The sequence below is a fragment of the Delftia sp. RIT313 genome (assembly GCF_000632165.1).
GTDB lineage: Bacteria > Pseudomonadota > Gammaproteobacteria > Burkholderiales > Burkholderiaceae_C > Comamonas > Comamonas acidovorans.
The window spans coordinates 81,015-94,230 of the sequence record NZ_JFYT01000090.1 but is presented as its reverse complement, the minus strand read 5'-3'; the positions used below and the strand labels follow the sequence as shown (position 1 = coordinate 94,230).

12 protein-coding genes are annotated in these 13,216 nt (G+C 67.4%); 3 read left to right on the top strand and 9 right to left on the bottom strand.

Annotation, left to right across the window (positions count from 1 at the left end; all coding sequences use genetic code 11):
• Nucleotides 1-21: 21 nt before the first annotated feature.
• The 6 genes from BW39_RS25965 to BW39_RS25940 all read right to left on the bottom strand — a co-directional run bounded on the left by BW39_RS25965 (nt 22) and on the right by BW39_RS25940 (nt 6,389).
• The gene (locus BW39_RS25965; RefSeq protein WP_012207191.1) at nt 22-1,533 is read right to left on the bottom strand and encodes a tripartite tricarboxylate transporter permease; all 1,512 of its coding nucleotides are present in this window, start codon (nt 1,531-1,533) and stop codon (nt 22-24) included.
• Nucleotides 1,534-1,548: 15 nt separating this feature from the next.
• The gene (locus BW39_RS25960; protein WP_013800891.1) at nt 1,549-2,037 is read right to left on the bottom strand and encodes a tripartite tricarboxylate transporter TctB family protein; all 489 of its coding nucleotides are present in this window, start codon (nt 2,035-2,037) and stop codon (nt 1,549-1,551) included.
• Nucleotides 2,038-2,244: 207 nt separating this feature from the next.
• Complete coding sequence (locus BW39_RS25955; protein WP_043825024.1) at nt 2,245-4,047, bottom strand: GspE/PulE family protein; 1,803 nt, start codon at nt 4,045-4,047, stop codon at nt 2,245-2,247.
• Between the two features lie 70 nt (nt 4,048-4,117).
• On the bottom strand, nt 4,118-4,927 hold the full coding sequence (locus BW39_RS25950; RefSeq protein WP_043825021.1) for a spermidine synthase: 810 nt from the start codon (nt 4,925-4,927) through the stop codon (nt 4,118-4,120).
• Between the two features lie 19 nt (nt 4,928-4,946).
• Nucleotides 4,947-5,492, bottom strand: a complete 546-nt coding sequence (locus tag BW39_RS25945; protein ID WP_043825020.1) for a DNA-deoxyinosine glycosylase — start codon at nt 5,490-5,492, stop codon at nt 4,947-4,949.
• 75 nt (nt 5,493-5,567) lie between these two features.
• Nucleotides 5,568-6,389 (bottom strand): TatD family hydrolase, encoded by an 822-nt coding sequence (locus BW39_RS25940; RefSeq protein WP_043825018.1) that lies wholly within the window; start codon nt 6,387-6,389, stop codon nt 5,568-5,570.
• Nucleotides 6,390-6,603: 214 nt separating this feature from the next.
• Between BW39_RS25940 and BW39_RS25935 the strand changes: the two genes are divergently transcribed.
• A complete protein-coding gene (locus BW39_RS25935; protein WP_043825016.1) occupies nt 6,604-8,070 on the top strand; it encodes a methyl-accepting chemotaxis protein in 1,467 nt (488 codons plus the stop codon).
• Between the two features lie 21 nt (nt 8,071-8,091).
• Here BW39_RS25935 and lolD read toward each other — a convergent pair whose 3' ends face one another.
• The 3 genes from lolD to BW39_RS25920 all read right to left on the bottom strand — a co-directional run bounded on the left by lolD (nt 8,092) and on the right by BW39_RS25920 (nt 10,586).
• A complete protein-coding gene (lolD, locus tag BW39_RS25930; RefSeq protein WP_013800885.1) occupies nt 8,092-8,808 on the bottom strand; it encodes a lipoprotein-releasing ABC transporter ATP-binding protein LolD in 717 nt (238 codons plus the stop codon).
• Nucleotides 8,801-10,054, bottom strand: coding sequence for a lipoprotein-releasing ABC transporter permease subunit (locus tag BW39_RS25925; protein ID WP_043796595.1), 1,254 nt, complete (start codon nt 10,052-10,054; stop codon nt 8,801-8,803). The genes lolD and BW39_RS25925 overlap by 8 nt, the downstream gene beginning before the upstream one ends.
• 61 nt (nt 10,055-10,115) lie before the next feature.
• Nucleotides 10,116-10,586 carry a MarR family winged helix-turn-helix transcriptional regulator gene (locus tag BW39_RS25920; RefSeq protein ID WP_034396824.1) on the bottom strand — a complete coding sequence of 157 codons (471 nt, stop codon included), beginning with the start codon at nt 10,584-10,586 and terminating at the stop codon, nt 10,116-10,118.
• 179 nt (nt 10,587-10,765) lie between these two features.
• Here BW39_RS25920 and BW39_RS25915 point away from each other — a divergent pair, with 179 nt between their 5' ends.
• Nucleotides 10,766-11,788: a tripartite tricarboxylate transporter substrate binding protein gene (locus BW39_RS25915; RefSeq protein ID WP_043825014.1), complete on the top strand. Its 1,023-nt coding sequence runs from the start codon at nt 10,766-10,768 to the stop codon at nt 11,786-11,788.
• Nucleotides 11,789-11,832: 44 nt separating this feature from the next.
• On the top strand, nt 11,833-13,158 hold the full coding sequence (locus BW39_RS25910; protein ID WP_043825013.1) for a sulfatase family protein: 1,326 nt from the start codon (nt 11,833-11,835) through the stop codon (nt 13,156-13,158).
• The last annotated feature ends 58 nt before the right edge of the window (nt 13,159-13,216 follow it).

The following is a 13,216-nucleotide window of genomic DNA, read 5'->3' as shown; positions in this document are numbered from 1 at the left end:
ATGGTTGCAACGCTGAGGCGATCAATCCTCTACGAATGCTTCTTCGCGCTTGTTCTTCACTGCAGGCATCAGCACCACCACCAGCAGCACCACGGCGGCAAGCAGCAGGCCGGCCGAGATCGGACGGGTCACGAACACGCTCCAGTCGCCACGCGACAGCAGCAGCGCCCGGCGCAGGTTCTCTTCCATCATCGGGCCCAGGATGAAGCCCAGCAGCAAGGGAGCCGGTTCGGTGCCCAGCTTGTGGAACACATAGCCCACGAAGCCGAAGATACCCACCATCCACACGTCCCAGGTGTTGTTGTTGGTACCGTACACGCCGATCGCGCAGAACAGCACGATGGACGGGAACAGCCAGCGGTAAGGCACGGTCAGCAGCTTGATCCAGATGCCGATCAGCGGCAGGTTCAGCACGATCAGCATCAGGTTGCCGATCCACATCGAGGCGATCAGGCCCCAGAACAGCTCGGGGTTGCTGGTCATCACCTGCGGGCCCGGCTGGATGTTGTGGATGGTCATCGCGCCCACCATCAGCGCCATCACGGCGTTGGGCGGAATGCCCAGCGTCAGCAGCGGGATGAAGGAGGTCTGCGAACCGGCGTTGTTGGCCGACTCGGGAGCGCACACGCCGCGGATGTTGCCTTGACCGAAGGGGACTTCGCCCGGCTTGAGCTTGGTCTTCTTCTCGATCGTGTAGGCAGCAAAGGCCGACAGCATGGCACCGCCACCGGGCAGGATACCCAGGGCAGAACCCAGGGCCGTGCCGCGCAGCATGGCCGGAATCATGTGCTTGAAGTCTTCCTTCGTGGGCATCAGGCCCGTCACCTTGGCGGCGAACACTTCGCGCTCGTCTTCAGGCTTGGACAGGTTGGCAATGATTTCGCCGTAGCCGAACACACCCATGGCGATCACGACGAAGTCGATACCGTCGGTCAGCTCGGGAATGTCGAAGCTGTAGCGGGCAACACCGGAGTTCACGTCGGTGCCGACCATGCCCAGCAGCAGGCCCAGCACGATCATGGCAATGGCCTTGAGCAGCGAGCCCGAAGCCAGCACCACGGCGCCGATCAGGCCCAGGGTCATCAGCGAGAAGTACTCGGCAGGGCCGAACTTGAAGGCGACTTCCGTCAGCGGAGGCGCGAAGGCGGCCAGGATCACGGTGCCCACGCAACCTGCGAAGAACGAGCCTATGCCTGCGGCAGCGAGAGCGGGTCCCGCTCGCCCCTTTCTTGCCATCTGGTAGCCGTCGATCACGGTCACCACGGACGAGGATTCACCAGGCAGGTTCACCAAAATGGCGGTGGTCGAGCCACCGTACTGCGCACCGTAGTAGATACCGGCCAGCATGATCAGCGCCGCCACCGGAGGCAGGGCGTAGGTTGCTGGCAGCAGCATGGCGATCGTTGCCACGGGGCCGATGCCTGGAAGCACGCCGATGAGCGTACCGAGCAGACAGCCGACGAAGCAGTAGATCAGGTTCTGGAAAGTGAAGGCGACGCCGAAGCCGGTCGCCAGGTTCTGAAAAAGTTCCACGGACGATGCTCCTGCTTAACCGGTGATGAAGCTGGGCCAGACGGGGAACTGAAGATTCAGTGCCCACACGAAGGCCACATAGCTGCCCACAGCAAGGACGGTGGACAGAATTGCCACTTCCTTGAACTTGAAGCTATGACCGCCCAGGCTGGCGATGAACACCAGCGCGTAGATGGCGACGATCAGACCGAACTGGGGAATGCCCAGATTGGGAACGCCGACCAGCAGTACGCCGAACGCGAAGTTCGCAGCCAGGACGAAGAACACTTGCTTCCACGCCCACTTGCCGATCTTGTCACCGCCCGAAGGACCCTTGGTCAGGCCGGTGAAGCAGATGGCCGTGCCCAGAATGGACATCAGCACACCCAGGATCAGCGGGAAGTAGCCCGGGCCCATGCGGGCACCGGTGCCGACGGTGTAGTTGGTAGCGCCGATCGCAAAAGCGAGGCCGATAACCAAAAACATCACGCCCGAAAAAAAGTCTTTCTGACTCTTGATTTTCACGAGAATGTCTCCTTACGGAATCACGACCCGGCGATTTTGCGTTCAGAAAAACTGTGTCTGGATGTGGATTCCACCTACAAAGGGCATACCCTCATGTCCTACCCGCATGAATGAAAAAAGGTGCCAGCACGGGGCACCGGATCCATCCATGTCAAAGGCCTGCGCCAGAGCAGGCACTCACACTCCAACCCAGCAATCGCCTGCCCGTCATCCCAGCAAGGGCGTGCTGGCCATGACCTCGTCCAGCGTGGTCACGCCTTCGGCCACGCGCAGGGCACCTGCCAGGCGCAGCGGGCGCATGCCGTCCTGCACGGCCTGGCGGCGCAGCGCATCCATGGAAGGCGAGGTGTGGACCTGCTGCTTGAGCGCCTCGCTCACGGTCAGCAGCTCGTACAGGCCCATGCGCCCGCGAAAGCCCGTCATGCGGCACTCCACGCAGCCCACGGGATTGTAGGGCTGGTAGCTGCCTGACAGTTTCCAGGGCCGCACGGCCTCGGCCAGCGTGGCGGCCGAGGTCTCCTCGTCGCGCTGCTTGCACTGCGGGCACAGCGTGCGCACCAGGCGCTGGGCCAGCACACCGAGCAGCGTGGCATTGATCAGGTAGGGCGGCACGCCCAGCTCCATCAGCCGGCTCACGGCGCTGGGCGCATCGTTGGTGTGCAGCGTGGAGAACACCAGGTGGCCGGTCAGCGCGGCCTGCACGGCCATTTCGGCGGTGGCCAGGTCGCGGATTTCGCCCACCATGATGATGTCCGGGTCCTGGCGCATCAGCGAGCGCAGTCCCTCGGTGAAGCCGAAGTCCAGCTGCGGCTGCACCTGGGTCTGGTTGAAGCTGGGCTCGATCATTTCGATCGGGTCTTCCACGGTGCTGACATTGACCGCCTCCGTGGCCACGCGCTTGAGCGTGGAGTACAGCGTGGTGGTCTTGCCCGAGCCCGTGGGCCCGGTCACGAGGATGATGCCGTGCGGGCGGCGCACCAGCTCGTTCCAGCGCTGGGCGTCATGGCTGGTGAAGCCCAGTGCATCCAGGTCCTTGACCGTGTTGTCGGGATCGAAGATCCGCATCACCAGCTTCTCGCCAAAGGCCGTGGGCAGCGTGGACAGGCGCATTTCCACCTCGTCACCGCGCGGGTTGCGGGTCTTGATGCGGCCATCCTGCGGGCGGCGCTTTTCCACCACGTCCATGCGCCCCAGCAGCTTCACGCGCGAGACCATGGCATTGAGCACGCCCATGGGCACCTGGTAGACCGGGTGGAGCACGCCGTCGATGCGAAAACGGATCACGCCCTGCTCGCGCCGGGGCTCCATGTGGATGTCGCTGGCGCGCTGGTCGAAGGCGTATTGCCACAGCCAGTCCACCACGCGCACCACGCCCTGGTCGTTGGCGTCGAGCTGCTTGCTGCTGTTGCCCAGCTCCACCAGCTGCTCGAAGCTGGCCGCGCTGGCGGCGCCGCCCGCCTTCTCGGCTGCGCGCACCGATTTGGCCAGCGCAAAGAATTCGCCCGTGTAGCGCTTGAGGTCCAGCGGACTGGCCAGCACGCGGCGCACCTTGCGGCGCGCCTGGCGCTCGACCTCGGCCACCCAGTCGTCGATGAAGGGCTCGGCCGTGGCCACCACCACTTCCTGCGGCGATACCTGCACGGGCAGCACCTTGTGGCGCTCGGCATAGCTGGCGCTCATGATTTCGCCGACGCGGCCCGCGTCCACGCGCAGCGGGTCGATGCGCAGGTAGGCCATGCCGCTGCGGGTTGCCAGGTACTGGGTCAGCTCCTCGATGTCCAGCGCGCGCCCGTCGCCGGCGCGGGCCACGCCCACGTTGGCCAGCCGGACCAGCGGATGCTGGGTGCTCTCGGCCTGCGAGCAGCGCGCCACGGTGCGCTGGGCCTCTTCGGCCGTGATCACGCCATCGGCCAGCAGCCACTGCACCAGCCTGCGCCAGTCCAGGGGCCCCGAAGGATTGCTTGGAACAACGGCGGGTTTGGGCTGCGTGGTGGAGGTCGGATCGGACATGGCGTTGGGCCGGAAGCTGAACTGCGCCCTATGGTAAGCCTGCCGGCCGCACTGCCCGGCAAGCCCCGCTCTACCAGGGCCGCACGAAGATCTTGGGCCAGCGCGTCGTGGGCAGGTCCCAGCGGGCCTGCACCTGGGCGCTGGCAGCCTGCAGCGCGGCGGGGTCGAGAGCGCGCGGCGTGCGCTGGGCCAGCACCACGGTGTTGCCCTCGCGCGTGGGGCGGAAGGCCCACATGGCCTCTTCGCCAAAGGCTTCGGCCATGCGCGCCAGGCTGCGCTCGTAGCTGGAGGTACGGCCGAACAGGTTGACGGTCATGATGCCGTCCTCGGTCAGCAGATTGCGGCAGTCGGCATAGAACTCGGCGCTGTCCAGCACGGGCGCGGCCGCATCGTGGTCATAGAGATCAACGGCCAGCGCATCGACCGTGCCCAGCCACTGGCTCTTGCGGATTTCCTGGGCCGCATCGGCCAGGACCACGCGCAGCGTGTCGCTGTCGGGCGGCAGCTTGAACCAGCTGCGGCACACGGCCAGCACCTGCGGGTTCAGCTCGATGGCCGTGGTGCGCATGCGCAGCTTCTTGTGGCAGAACTTGGTGATGGCCGCGGCGCCCAGGCCCAGCTGCATGGCATGGCGGCCGGCCACGCTGGCGGGCTCCATGAACAGCAGCCAGCCCATCATGCGCTGCACGTATTCGAGCTCGATCTCGAACGGCTCGCGTATGCGCATGGAGCCCTGGATCCAGGGCGTGCCCAGGTGCAGGTGGCGCACATCGCCATCGTCGGAGACGCTGACTTCGGGCAGCTCGGCGTCTGCGGCGGTGGTGGCGCTGGAGGAAGAGGATGAGGCTGCCTTGGCGGCGCCGCGGGTCTTGCGTATCACGTCGGGAACAGTCAAAAAATCAGAGCAATTGATGGGCAGCCAGCGCCTCGCGCCAGGCCTGGACCTTGCGCGCGAAACTCCAGCTCGCGTTGGCCGGGCTGGTCGATGGCAGCTTCACGGTGGCCAGGCCCAGGGCCTGCGTGCGGCCGGCGTGCTTGTAGCTCTCGCCACCGTTGTGCAGGGCCAGCGCCAGTTGGGGGCAATGCGTGCGCAGCGCCACGAAATCATTCACCTCGGCCGCGCGGATGGCGCTGTCCAGGCTGCCTTCGCGCTCGCAGCTGGCATACACGTCCCACAGGCCCAGGCCGCGGGCCAGCAGCCATTCGCAGCGGCCCGCATAGTCGTCTCGGCCGGGCTGCGGATGCCCGGGCCACAGGGCCTGGAGCAAGGGCCAGAACTGGTTTTGCGGATGGGCATAGTACTGCTGCAATTGCAGCGATCGCAGGCCCGGAAAGCTGCCCAGCACAAGGGCCCGGGTCCGCGCATCGGCCACCGGCGCCAGGCCCTGCCAGCGCGGGGCTCCGGGGGGCGGCAGGTCGGGAACGGTCAAGGACATGGCCGGCATTGTCGCCCAGCGGTCGCCGGGCTGCTGGCAGCGGGCGGCAAGACCGCTCAGGTTCAGGTTCCGCTCAAGCCTGGTTCAGGCCATGGCGGGCAGGCCTCGCAGCGCGGCACGCGCGTTGCGGCCCGTGGCCTCGGCCAGGGCCTGGGGCGTGATGCCGCGCAACTGCGCAATCACGTCCGCAATGCGTGCCAGCTCGGCCGGCGTGTTGCGGCCCTGGGCCTGGCCTTGGGCACGCTGCCCGGCCGTGGCGTAGAGCCAGTGCGGCGGAATGTCGGGGGCATCGGTTTCCAGCACCAGCGCATCCAGCGGCAGGGCGGCTGCCAGCTCGCGCAGCTTGAGCGCCCGGTCATAGGTCACTGCCCCGCCAAAGCCCAGCTTGAAGCCCAGGTCGATGAAGGCCTGGGCCTGCTGCACGCTGCCGTTGAAGGCATGGGCAATGCCGCCCGCCACAGGCCGCGCGCGCAGGGTCTTGAGCAGCCGGTCGCTGGATTTGCGCACATGCAGGATGACGGGCAGGTCGAACTCGCGCGCCAGCGCGATCTGCTGCTCGTAGAACCAGATCTGCCGGTCCGCATCCAGCCCGGGCACGAAGAAGTCCAGGCCGATCTCGCCCACGGCCACCAGTTGCGCATCGCCGCGCAGCCGCGCCAGCGTCTCGCGCAATGCGGCAATGTCCTGCTCGCGGGCATTGGGCGTATACAGCGGATGGATGCCCAGCGCATAGCTGTCGCCATGGCGCCGCGCCAGCGCCACCACCGTGTCCCAGTGCTCGCGCGCCACGGCCGGAATCACCAGATGTGCAACGCCGGCCTCGGCCGCCTGCGCGCGCACGGCATCGCGGTCGGCATCGAATTCAGGGGCGTCGAGGTGGCAATGGGTGTCTATCCAGGCGGGCATGGCCGCATCATGCCACCGGCCTGCACCCAGCCCGCCAGAGGCAGGCAATGCGTAAACCAAGGGCAAACCCTGGGCTTATTGCGAGCTGGCTCCATTTGACAAAATCAATACCCGAAACACTTGGCGGTCCATATAAATACATAAAGAAACATTTACATCCCCGCGTCGAGCTCTCGCAACACCGGCAGGCATTCTTTGGAGAGAGGAATTTCCCATGAAGCGCTCAGCATGGAGTCGGATCCTGGACCTGGGTGGCGCACGCCGCCAGGCGGAACTGGATGGGCAGTTGGCAGCCATCCACAAGTCCCAGGCCGTGATCGAGTTCGACCTGCAAGGCCATGTGCTGGCCGCCAACCAGAACTTCCTGGACACCATGGGCTATGAGGAAGGCGAGGTCATCGGCCAGCACCACCGCATGTTCGTGGACCACCAGATGAGCGATTCGCCCGAGTACGCCGCGTTCTGGCAGCGCCTGGGCAGCGGCATCCACGACGCGGGGCGCTACCGCCGCATTGCCAAGGACGGGCGCGATGTCTGGCTGCAGGCAAGCTACAACCCCATCTTCGATCGCCATGGCAGGCCCTTCAAGGTGGTGAAGTACGCCACCGACATCACCGAGCAGCAGCGCCGCAACGCCGACGCCGAAGGCCAGCTGGCCGCCATCTCCAAGGTGCAGGCCATCATCGAGTTCGACCTGCAGGGCAACATCCTGCATGCCAACCGCCTGTTCCTGCAGGCCATGGGCTACACGCTGGACGAGGTCACGGGGCGGCACCACAGCATGTTCGTCCAGCCCCATGAACGCCACAGCCCAGAATACGCGCAGTTCTGGCGCAAGCTGGCCAGCGGCCAGCACGATGCGGGCCAGTACCTGCGCATCGGCAAGCACGGCCGCCAGGTCTGGATCGAGGCCAGCTACAACCCCATCCTCGACGCCGATGGCCGGCCGTTCAAGGTGGTCAAGTACGCCCGCGATATCACGCGCCGCTTCACGGCCGCGCAGACCCTGGGCGAGGCCATGCAGGGCCTGAGCGAAAGCGCCGAGCACGCAGGCCAGGCCAACGAACTGGCACGCCAGGCCTGCCTGGTGGCCGAGCAGGGCGGACGCACGGTGCACGAGGTGATGGGCACCATGGAGTCCATCAGCGCCAGCTCGCGCAAGATCAGCGACATCATCGGCGTGATGGACGGCATCGCCTTCCAGACCAATATCCTCGCGCTCAACGCTGCCGTGGAGGCGGCCCGCGCAGGCGAGCAGGGCCGGGGCTTTGCCGTGGTGGCGGGCGAGGTACGGGCACTGGCACAGAACAGCGCCGCCGCCGCCAAGGAAATCAAGCAGCTCATCCACACCTCGGTGGAGCAGGTGGCACTGGGCGCCAATCAGGTGCGCCAGGCCGGGGGCACCATGCAGGAGATCGTGGACTCCTCGCACCAGGTCACGGCCATCATGGGCGATGTGGTGCAGGCCTCCATGGCCCAGTCGGCACGCCTGCGCGAGGTGACGGCCGACCTGACGGCACAGAGCGCGGCCGTCGCGGATGCATCCAGGGAACAGGTGCAGCGCAAGCCGCTGCCGGCATCCATCGTTCCCGCTGCGCCGCAGATCAAGTCGGCCCCGGCAGCGGCCGTGCTTCCCGCAGGCGCCCAGCGCCTGCCGGGCACCTTGCTGCGCATGGCCTGAGGCCAGACTCAGGCCTGCCGGTCAGGCCAGTTGGCCCTGCACCAGGCGCACCATGCGGTCGCAGCGCGCCGCCAGCTGCTCATCGTGGGTGACCATGACGAAGGCCGTGCCATGGCTGCGCGCCAGCTCCAGCATCAGGCGGAACACGGTGTCGGCCGTGCTGCGGTCCAGGTTGCCGGTGGGCTCGTCGGCCAGCACGCAGGCCGGCTGGGTGACCAGGGCACGGGCAATGGCCACGCGCTGGCGCTCGCCCCCCGACAGTTCGGCCGGACGGTGCAGCATGCGTTCGCCCAGGCCCACGGCCGCCAGCATGCGTGCGGCGCGCTCCATGCACTCGGCCCTGTCGTCGCGGCGTATGCGCAGCGGCATGGCCACGTTGTCCTGGGCGCTGAATTCGGGCAGCAGATGGTGGAACTGGTAGATGAAGCCCAGGTGCCGGTTGCGCAGCGCGCCCTGCTTCTGGGCGCTGAGTTCATGCAGGGGCTCGCCCTTGAGGGTGACACTGCCGCTGGTGGGAGCATCCAGCCCGCCCAGCAGGTGCAGCAGCGTGCTCTTGCCCGAGCCCGAGGCGCCGACAATGGCCAGCGTCTCGCCCGCACGCACCTGCAGATCGACACCTGCCAGCACCTGCACGTTGAGCCGTCCTTCGGCAAAGCGCTTGGTCAGGCCGCGCGCATCCAGGACCACGGCGCCCTGTTGGGACACTTCGAAACCGGGCATCACATTCACTTCATTCATAGCGCAGCGCCTCGGCGGGGTTCACGCGGCTGGCGCGCCAGCTGGGATAGATGGTGGCGACAAAGGCCAGGACCAGGGAGATCACGGCGATGGGCATGATGTCGCTGTACTGCGGATCGCTGGGCATCTTGCTGATCAGGTAGATGTCCTTGGGCAGGAAGTTGGCGTGCAGCAGGCGCTCGATGGCCGGCACGATGACATCGATGTTGAAGGCGATGCCCAGGCCCAGCAGCAGGCCCGCGAAGGTGCCGATGACGCCCACCATGGCGCCCTGCACCATGAAGATGCCCATGATGCTGGACGGCGAGGCACCCAGCGTGCGCAGGATGGCGATGTCGGCGCGCTTGTCGGTCACCGTCATCACCAGCGTGGACACCAGGTTGAACGCAGCCACGGCGACGATGAGCGTGAGGATGATGAACATCATGCGTTTTTCCAGCTGCACGGCCGCGAACCAGGTGCGGTTCTGCTGGGTCCAGTCGCGGATCAGCAGGCGGTCGGTGATGGTGTGGGCCAGTTCCATGGCCACGCGCGGCGCCTCGTGCAGGTCCTTGAGCTTCAGGCGGATGCCAGTCGGCCCTTCCAGGCGGAACAGGCGCTGCGCGTCCTCGTAATGCATCATCACCAGGGCCGAGTCGTATTCGTAGTGGCCGGAGTCGAAGGTGCCGACCACATGCATCTGCTTGAGGCGCGGCACCACGCCGGCCGGCGTGACCTGGCCGCCCGGGGCGATCAGCGTGACCATGTCGCCCTGGCGCACGCCCAGCGAGCGCGCCAGCTCCACGCCCAGCACCACGTTGAATTCACCGGGCAACAGGCGCTTGAGCACCTCGGCATTGGTGGCGGCCACATCGGTGACCTCGCCCTCGCGCGCCGGATCGATGCCGCGCACCAGGGTGCCCTTCATGTCCTCGCCACGCGCCAGCAGCGCCTGGGCCGCGACGAACGGGGCAGCGCCCAGCACGTCGGGGTTGGCGCGCGCCTCGCGCATGGTGCGCTCCAGATCGGGCAGCGCCGCACCCTGGGGCGCGAAGATCTCGATGTGCGAGACCACGCTGAGCATGCGGTCGCGCACTTCCTTCTGGAAGCCGTTCATCACGCTGAGCACGATGATCAGCGCCGCCACACCGAGGGCGATGCCCAGCATGGAGACGCCGGAGATGAACGAGATGAAGCCGTTGCGGCGCGTGGCACGCCCCGCCCGGGTGTAGCGCCAGCCGACGGCCAGTTCGTAGGGAAATTGCATGGGCATGCATTGTGTCATCGCCCACAGGCCCTGCATGGCGGCAGGCTTTGCCGTCGGCGTGTCAGCGCCGGTGCCGTCCGCGGTCCACACGCGGCAGGGCGTCGTAGCGGCCCTCTGCTTCCAGCGTCAGCGCATGGCGCTGCAGCCTGGCCAGCAAGGTATCGAATTGTGCGAGCTCCTCGTCGCTGAGCACGGACACCAGGTCCAGATGGATCTGGGCCATGCGCGGCAGGATCAGGCCGTACATGCGCCGCCCCTCGGCGGTCAGCGACACGGCCACGCGGCGGCGGTCGCCGGGCATGGGGCTGCGCTGCACCCAGCCCTTTTCCTCCAGCCCGCTGAGGGCGCGCGAGGTGCGTGCGCGGTCCAGCTGCGCGCGTTCGGCCAGCTCCGACGACAGCAGGCCCTCGTTGGCAGCCACCGTGGCCATCACGCCCCACTCGCGGCGCGTGATGCCGAAATGCGCCTCGCACATGCGCATGGCCACGCCGCCCGCTGCACCGAAGTAGCGGTTGATGCGAAACAGCAGCATCTGCTGGATGGAGGTGGGAGCGGGACGGGTATTCACGGGGAACAGTTGATTAGATCAATTGCTGCGGGGACTTCTACAGTGGCCCCGTCCGGAAAGGAGACAACGGGAGCCACCGTCCGGAGCCGGCCTGGGGATTCTCGCAAAGCCCGGCGCCCCCGCAGCGCAGAAAGTTCGCCACCATGTTTTCCCTGTTCCAAGCCACCCATGCCACCCATGCCTTGCGCAGCCCGCTGCTGCGGGCCGGCCTGGCCCTTCTGCTGGGCCTGGGCTCCGGCGCTGGCGCCCGGGCCGATGCGGCCGCCGATGCCGCGGCCTGGCCCGCCAAACCCGTGCGCATCGTCGTCGCCTTCGCGCCCGCCGGCGCTGCCGACATCCTGGCGCGCAGCCTGGGCGAGGTACTGCAGCGTGAACTCAAACAGCCCTTCGTCGTGGACAACCGGCCCGGCGCGGGCGGCAACATCGGCACCGACAACGCGGCCAAGGCGCCCGGCGACGGCTACACGCTGCTGGTCGGCATCGACACGACCTTCACCGTCAATCCCTTCATCTACAAGAGCATGCCGTTCAAGGGCACGGACCTGCGTCCCGTGATGATGATCGCCTCGCAGGGAATGATGGTGGCCGTCAACCCAGGCACAGGCCTCAGGACCCTGGACCAGTTCATCGCCCAGGGCAAGAGAAGCGGCCTGACGCTGGGCTCGGCCGGCTACGGCACGCCGGGCCACCTGGCCTCGGCCATCCTCACCCATGCCACGGGCGCCAAGGTCAGCCACGTGCCCTACAAGGGCAACGCCCCGGCCAGCACGGCCGTGCTGGCGGGCGAGGTGGATGGCGGCATCATCAGCTCCTCGGCCATGCTGGGCCAGGTGGCGGCCGGCAAGGTCGTGCCGCTGGCCGTGACCACGCGCCAGCGCAACCCGCTGGTGCCCGGCGTGCCCACCGTGGGCGAGCTGGGCCACAAGGACCTGGAGCAGGAAGTGCTGTTCGCCCTGTGGGTGCCTGCCGCCACGCCCGAGCCCCTGGTCGCAAGAATCCAGTCCGCGCTGGAAAAGGCCATGAAGGATCCGGCCCTGCGCGAGCGCTTGCGCGCCAACGACCTGTTCTACGAAGGCCTGACCGGCCCGGCCGCCGCCGAACGCATACAGGCGCTGGCCGACCGCTACCGGACCGTGATCCAGTCCACCGGAATGAAGATGGAATGAGCGCCGCCGCTTCCCGCCCACAACCCTGCACAGAGCGCATTTCCATGTCCCGTCCCAATATCCTCTTCATCGTGGCCGACGACCTCGGCTATGCCGACCTCGGCTGCTACGGCGGCCGCGCGGCCGACTTCGGAGCGGTGTCCCCGGTGCTTGACCGCCTGGCCGCCGGCGGCCTCAGGCTCACCCAGGGCTATGCCAACTCGCCCGTGTGCTCTCCCACGCGCTTTGCCCTGGCCACGGCGCGCTACCAGTACCGCCTGCGCGGTGCGGCCGAGGAACCCATCAACAGCAAGACACGCGGCACGCCGCTGGGCGAGAAGCTGGGCCTGCCGCCGGACATGCCCACCGTCTCATCGATGCTCAGGGATGCCGGCTACCGCACGGCGCTGATCGGCAAATGGCACCTGGGCTACCCGCCGCACTTCGGCCCGCTGCGCTCGGGCTACGAGGAATACTTCGGCCCCATGTCGGGCGGCGTGGACTACTTCACCCATCTGAGCAGCTCGGGCCAGCACGACCTGTGGGTGGGCGAGGAGGAACACCATGACGAGGGCTACCTGACCGACCTGCTGTCGCAGCGCAGCGTGGACTTCGTCCACCGCATGGCCCAAGGCGATGCGCCCTTCTTCCTGAGCCTGCACTACACGGCGCCGCACTGGCCCTGGGAAACGCGCGATGACCGCAGCACGGCCGAGGCGCTGGGCGCAGGCATTGCCCACCTGGACGGCGGCAACATCCACCAGTACCGCCGCATGATCCACCACATGGACGAAGGCATAGGCTGGATCGTCGAGGCGCTGCGCGCCAACGGGCAGCTGGACAACACCCTCATCGTCTTCACCAGCGACAACGGCGGCGAACGCTTCTCCGACAACTGGCCCCTGGTCGGCGGCAAGATGGACCTGACCGAGGGCGGCATACGCGTGCCCTGGATCGCGCACTGGCCGGCCGTGATCGCACCGGGCCGCAGCAGCCCCCAGCACTGCATGAGCATGGACTGGTCGGCCACGGTGCTGGATGCCGCCGGCGTGCAGGCGCCGGCCGGCCATGCGCTGGACGGCGTCTCCCTGCTGCCCGTGCTGCGCGCCGAAGATGCCGAATTCCCGCGCACCCTGCACTGGCGCATGAAGCACCGGGGCCAGCGCGCGCTGCGCGATGGCGACTGGAAGTACCTGCGCGTGGACGGCATCGACTACCTGTTCGACCTTGCCGCCGACGAGCGCGAGCGCGCCAACCAGGCAGCGCGCGCGCCCGAGCGTCTGGCCGCCATGCGCAGCGCCTGGGAAGACTGGAACCAGGGCATGCCGCCCATTCCCGAGGACGCCGCGGTCAGCCTGGTCTCTTCGGCCCGCGACATGCCCCAGCGCTGAACCGCGCTCCAAGGGGAAAAACGAAGGCGCCGGCACTGCGGCACCCCATGCCCGACAA

Coding starts and splice junctions, on each gene's coding strand:
- BW39_RS25955 (WP_043825024.1), bottom strand. CDS start 4,047: ATGTCCGATCCGACCTCCACCACGCAGCCCAAACCCGCCGTTGTTCCA.
- BW39_RS25945 (WP_043825020.1), bottom strand. CDS start 5,492: ATGCCGGCCATGTCCTTGACCGTTCCCGACCTGCCGCCCCCCGGAGCC.
- BW39_RS25940 (WP_043825018.1), bottom strand. CDS start 6,389: ATGCCCGCCTGGATAGACACCCATTGCCACCTCGACGCCCCTGAATTC.
- BW39_RS25935 (WP_043825016.1), top strand. CDS start 6,604: ATGAAGCGCTCAGCATGGAGTCGGATCCTGGACCTGGGTGGCGCACGC.
- lolD (WP_013800885.1), bottom strand. CDS start 8,808: ATGAATGAAGTGAATGTGATGCCCGGTTTCGAAGTGTCCCAACAGGGC.
- BW39_RS25925 (WP_043796595.1), bottom strand. CDS start 10,054: ATGCAATTTCCCTACGAACTGGCCGTCGGCTGGCGCTACACCCGGGCG.
- BW39_RS25920 (WP_034396824.1), bottom strand. CDS start 10,586: ATGCTGCTGTTTCGCATCAACCGCTACTTCGGTGCAGCGGGCGGCGTG.
- BW39_RS25915 (WP_043825014.1), top strand. CDS start 10,766: ATGTTTTCCCTGTTCCAAGCCACCCATGCCACCCATGCCTTGCGCAGC.
- BW39_RS25910 (WP_043825013.1), top strand. CDS start 11,833: ATGTCCCGTCCCAATATCCTCTTCATCGTGGCCGACGACCTCGGCTAT.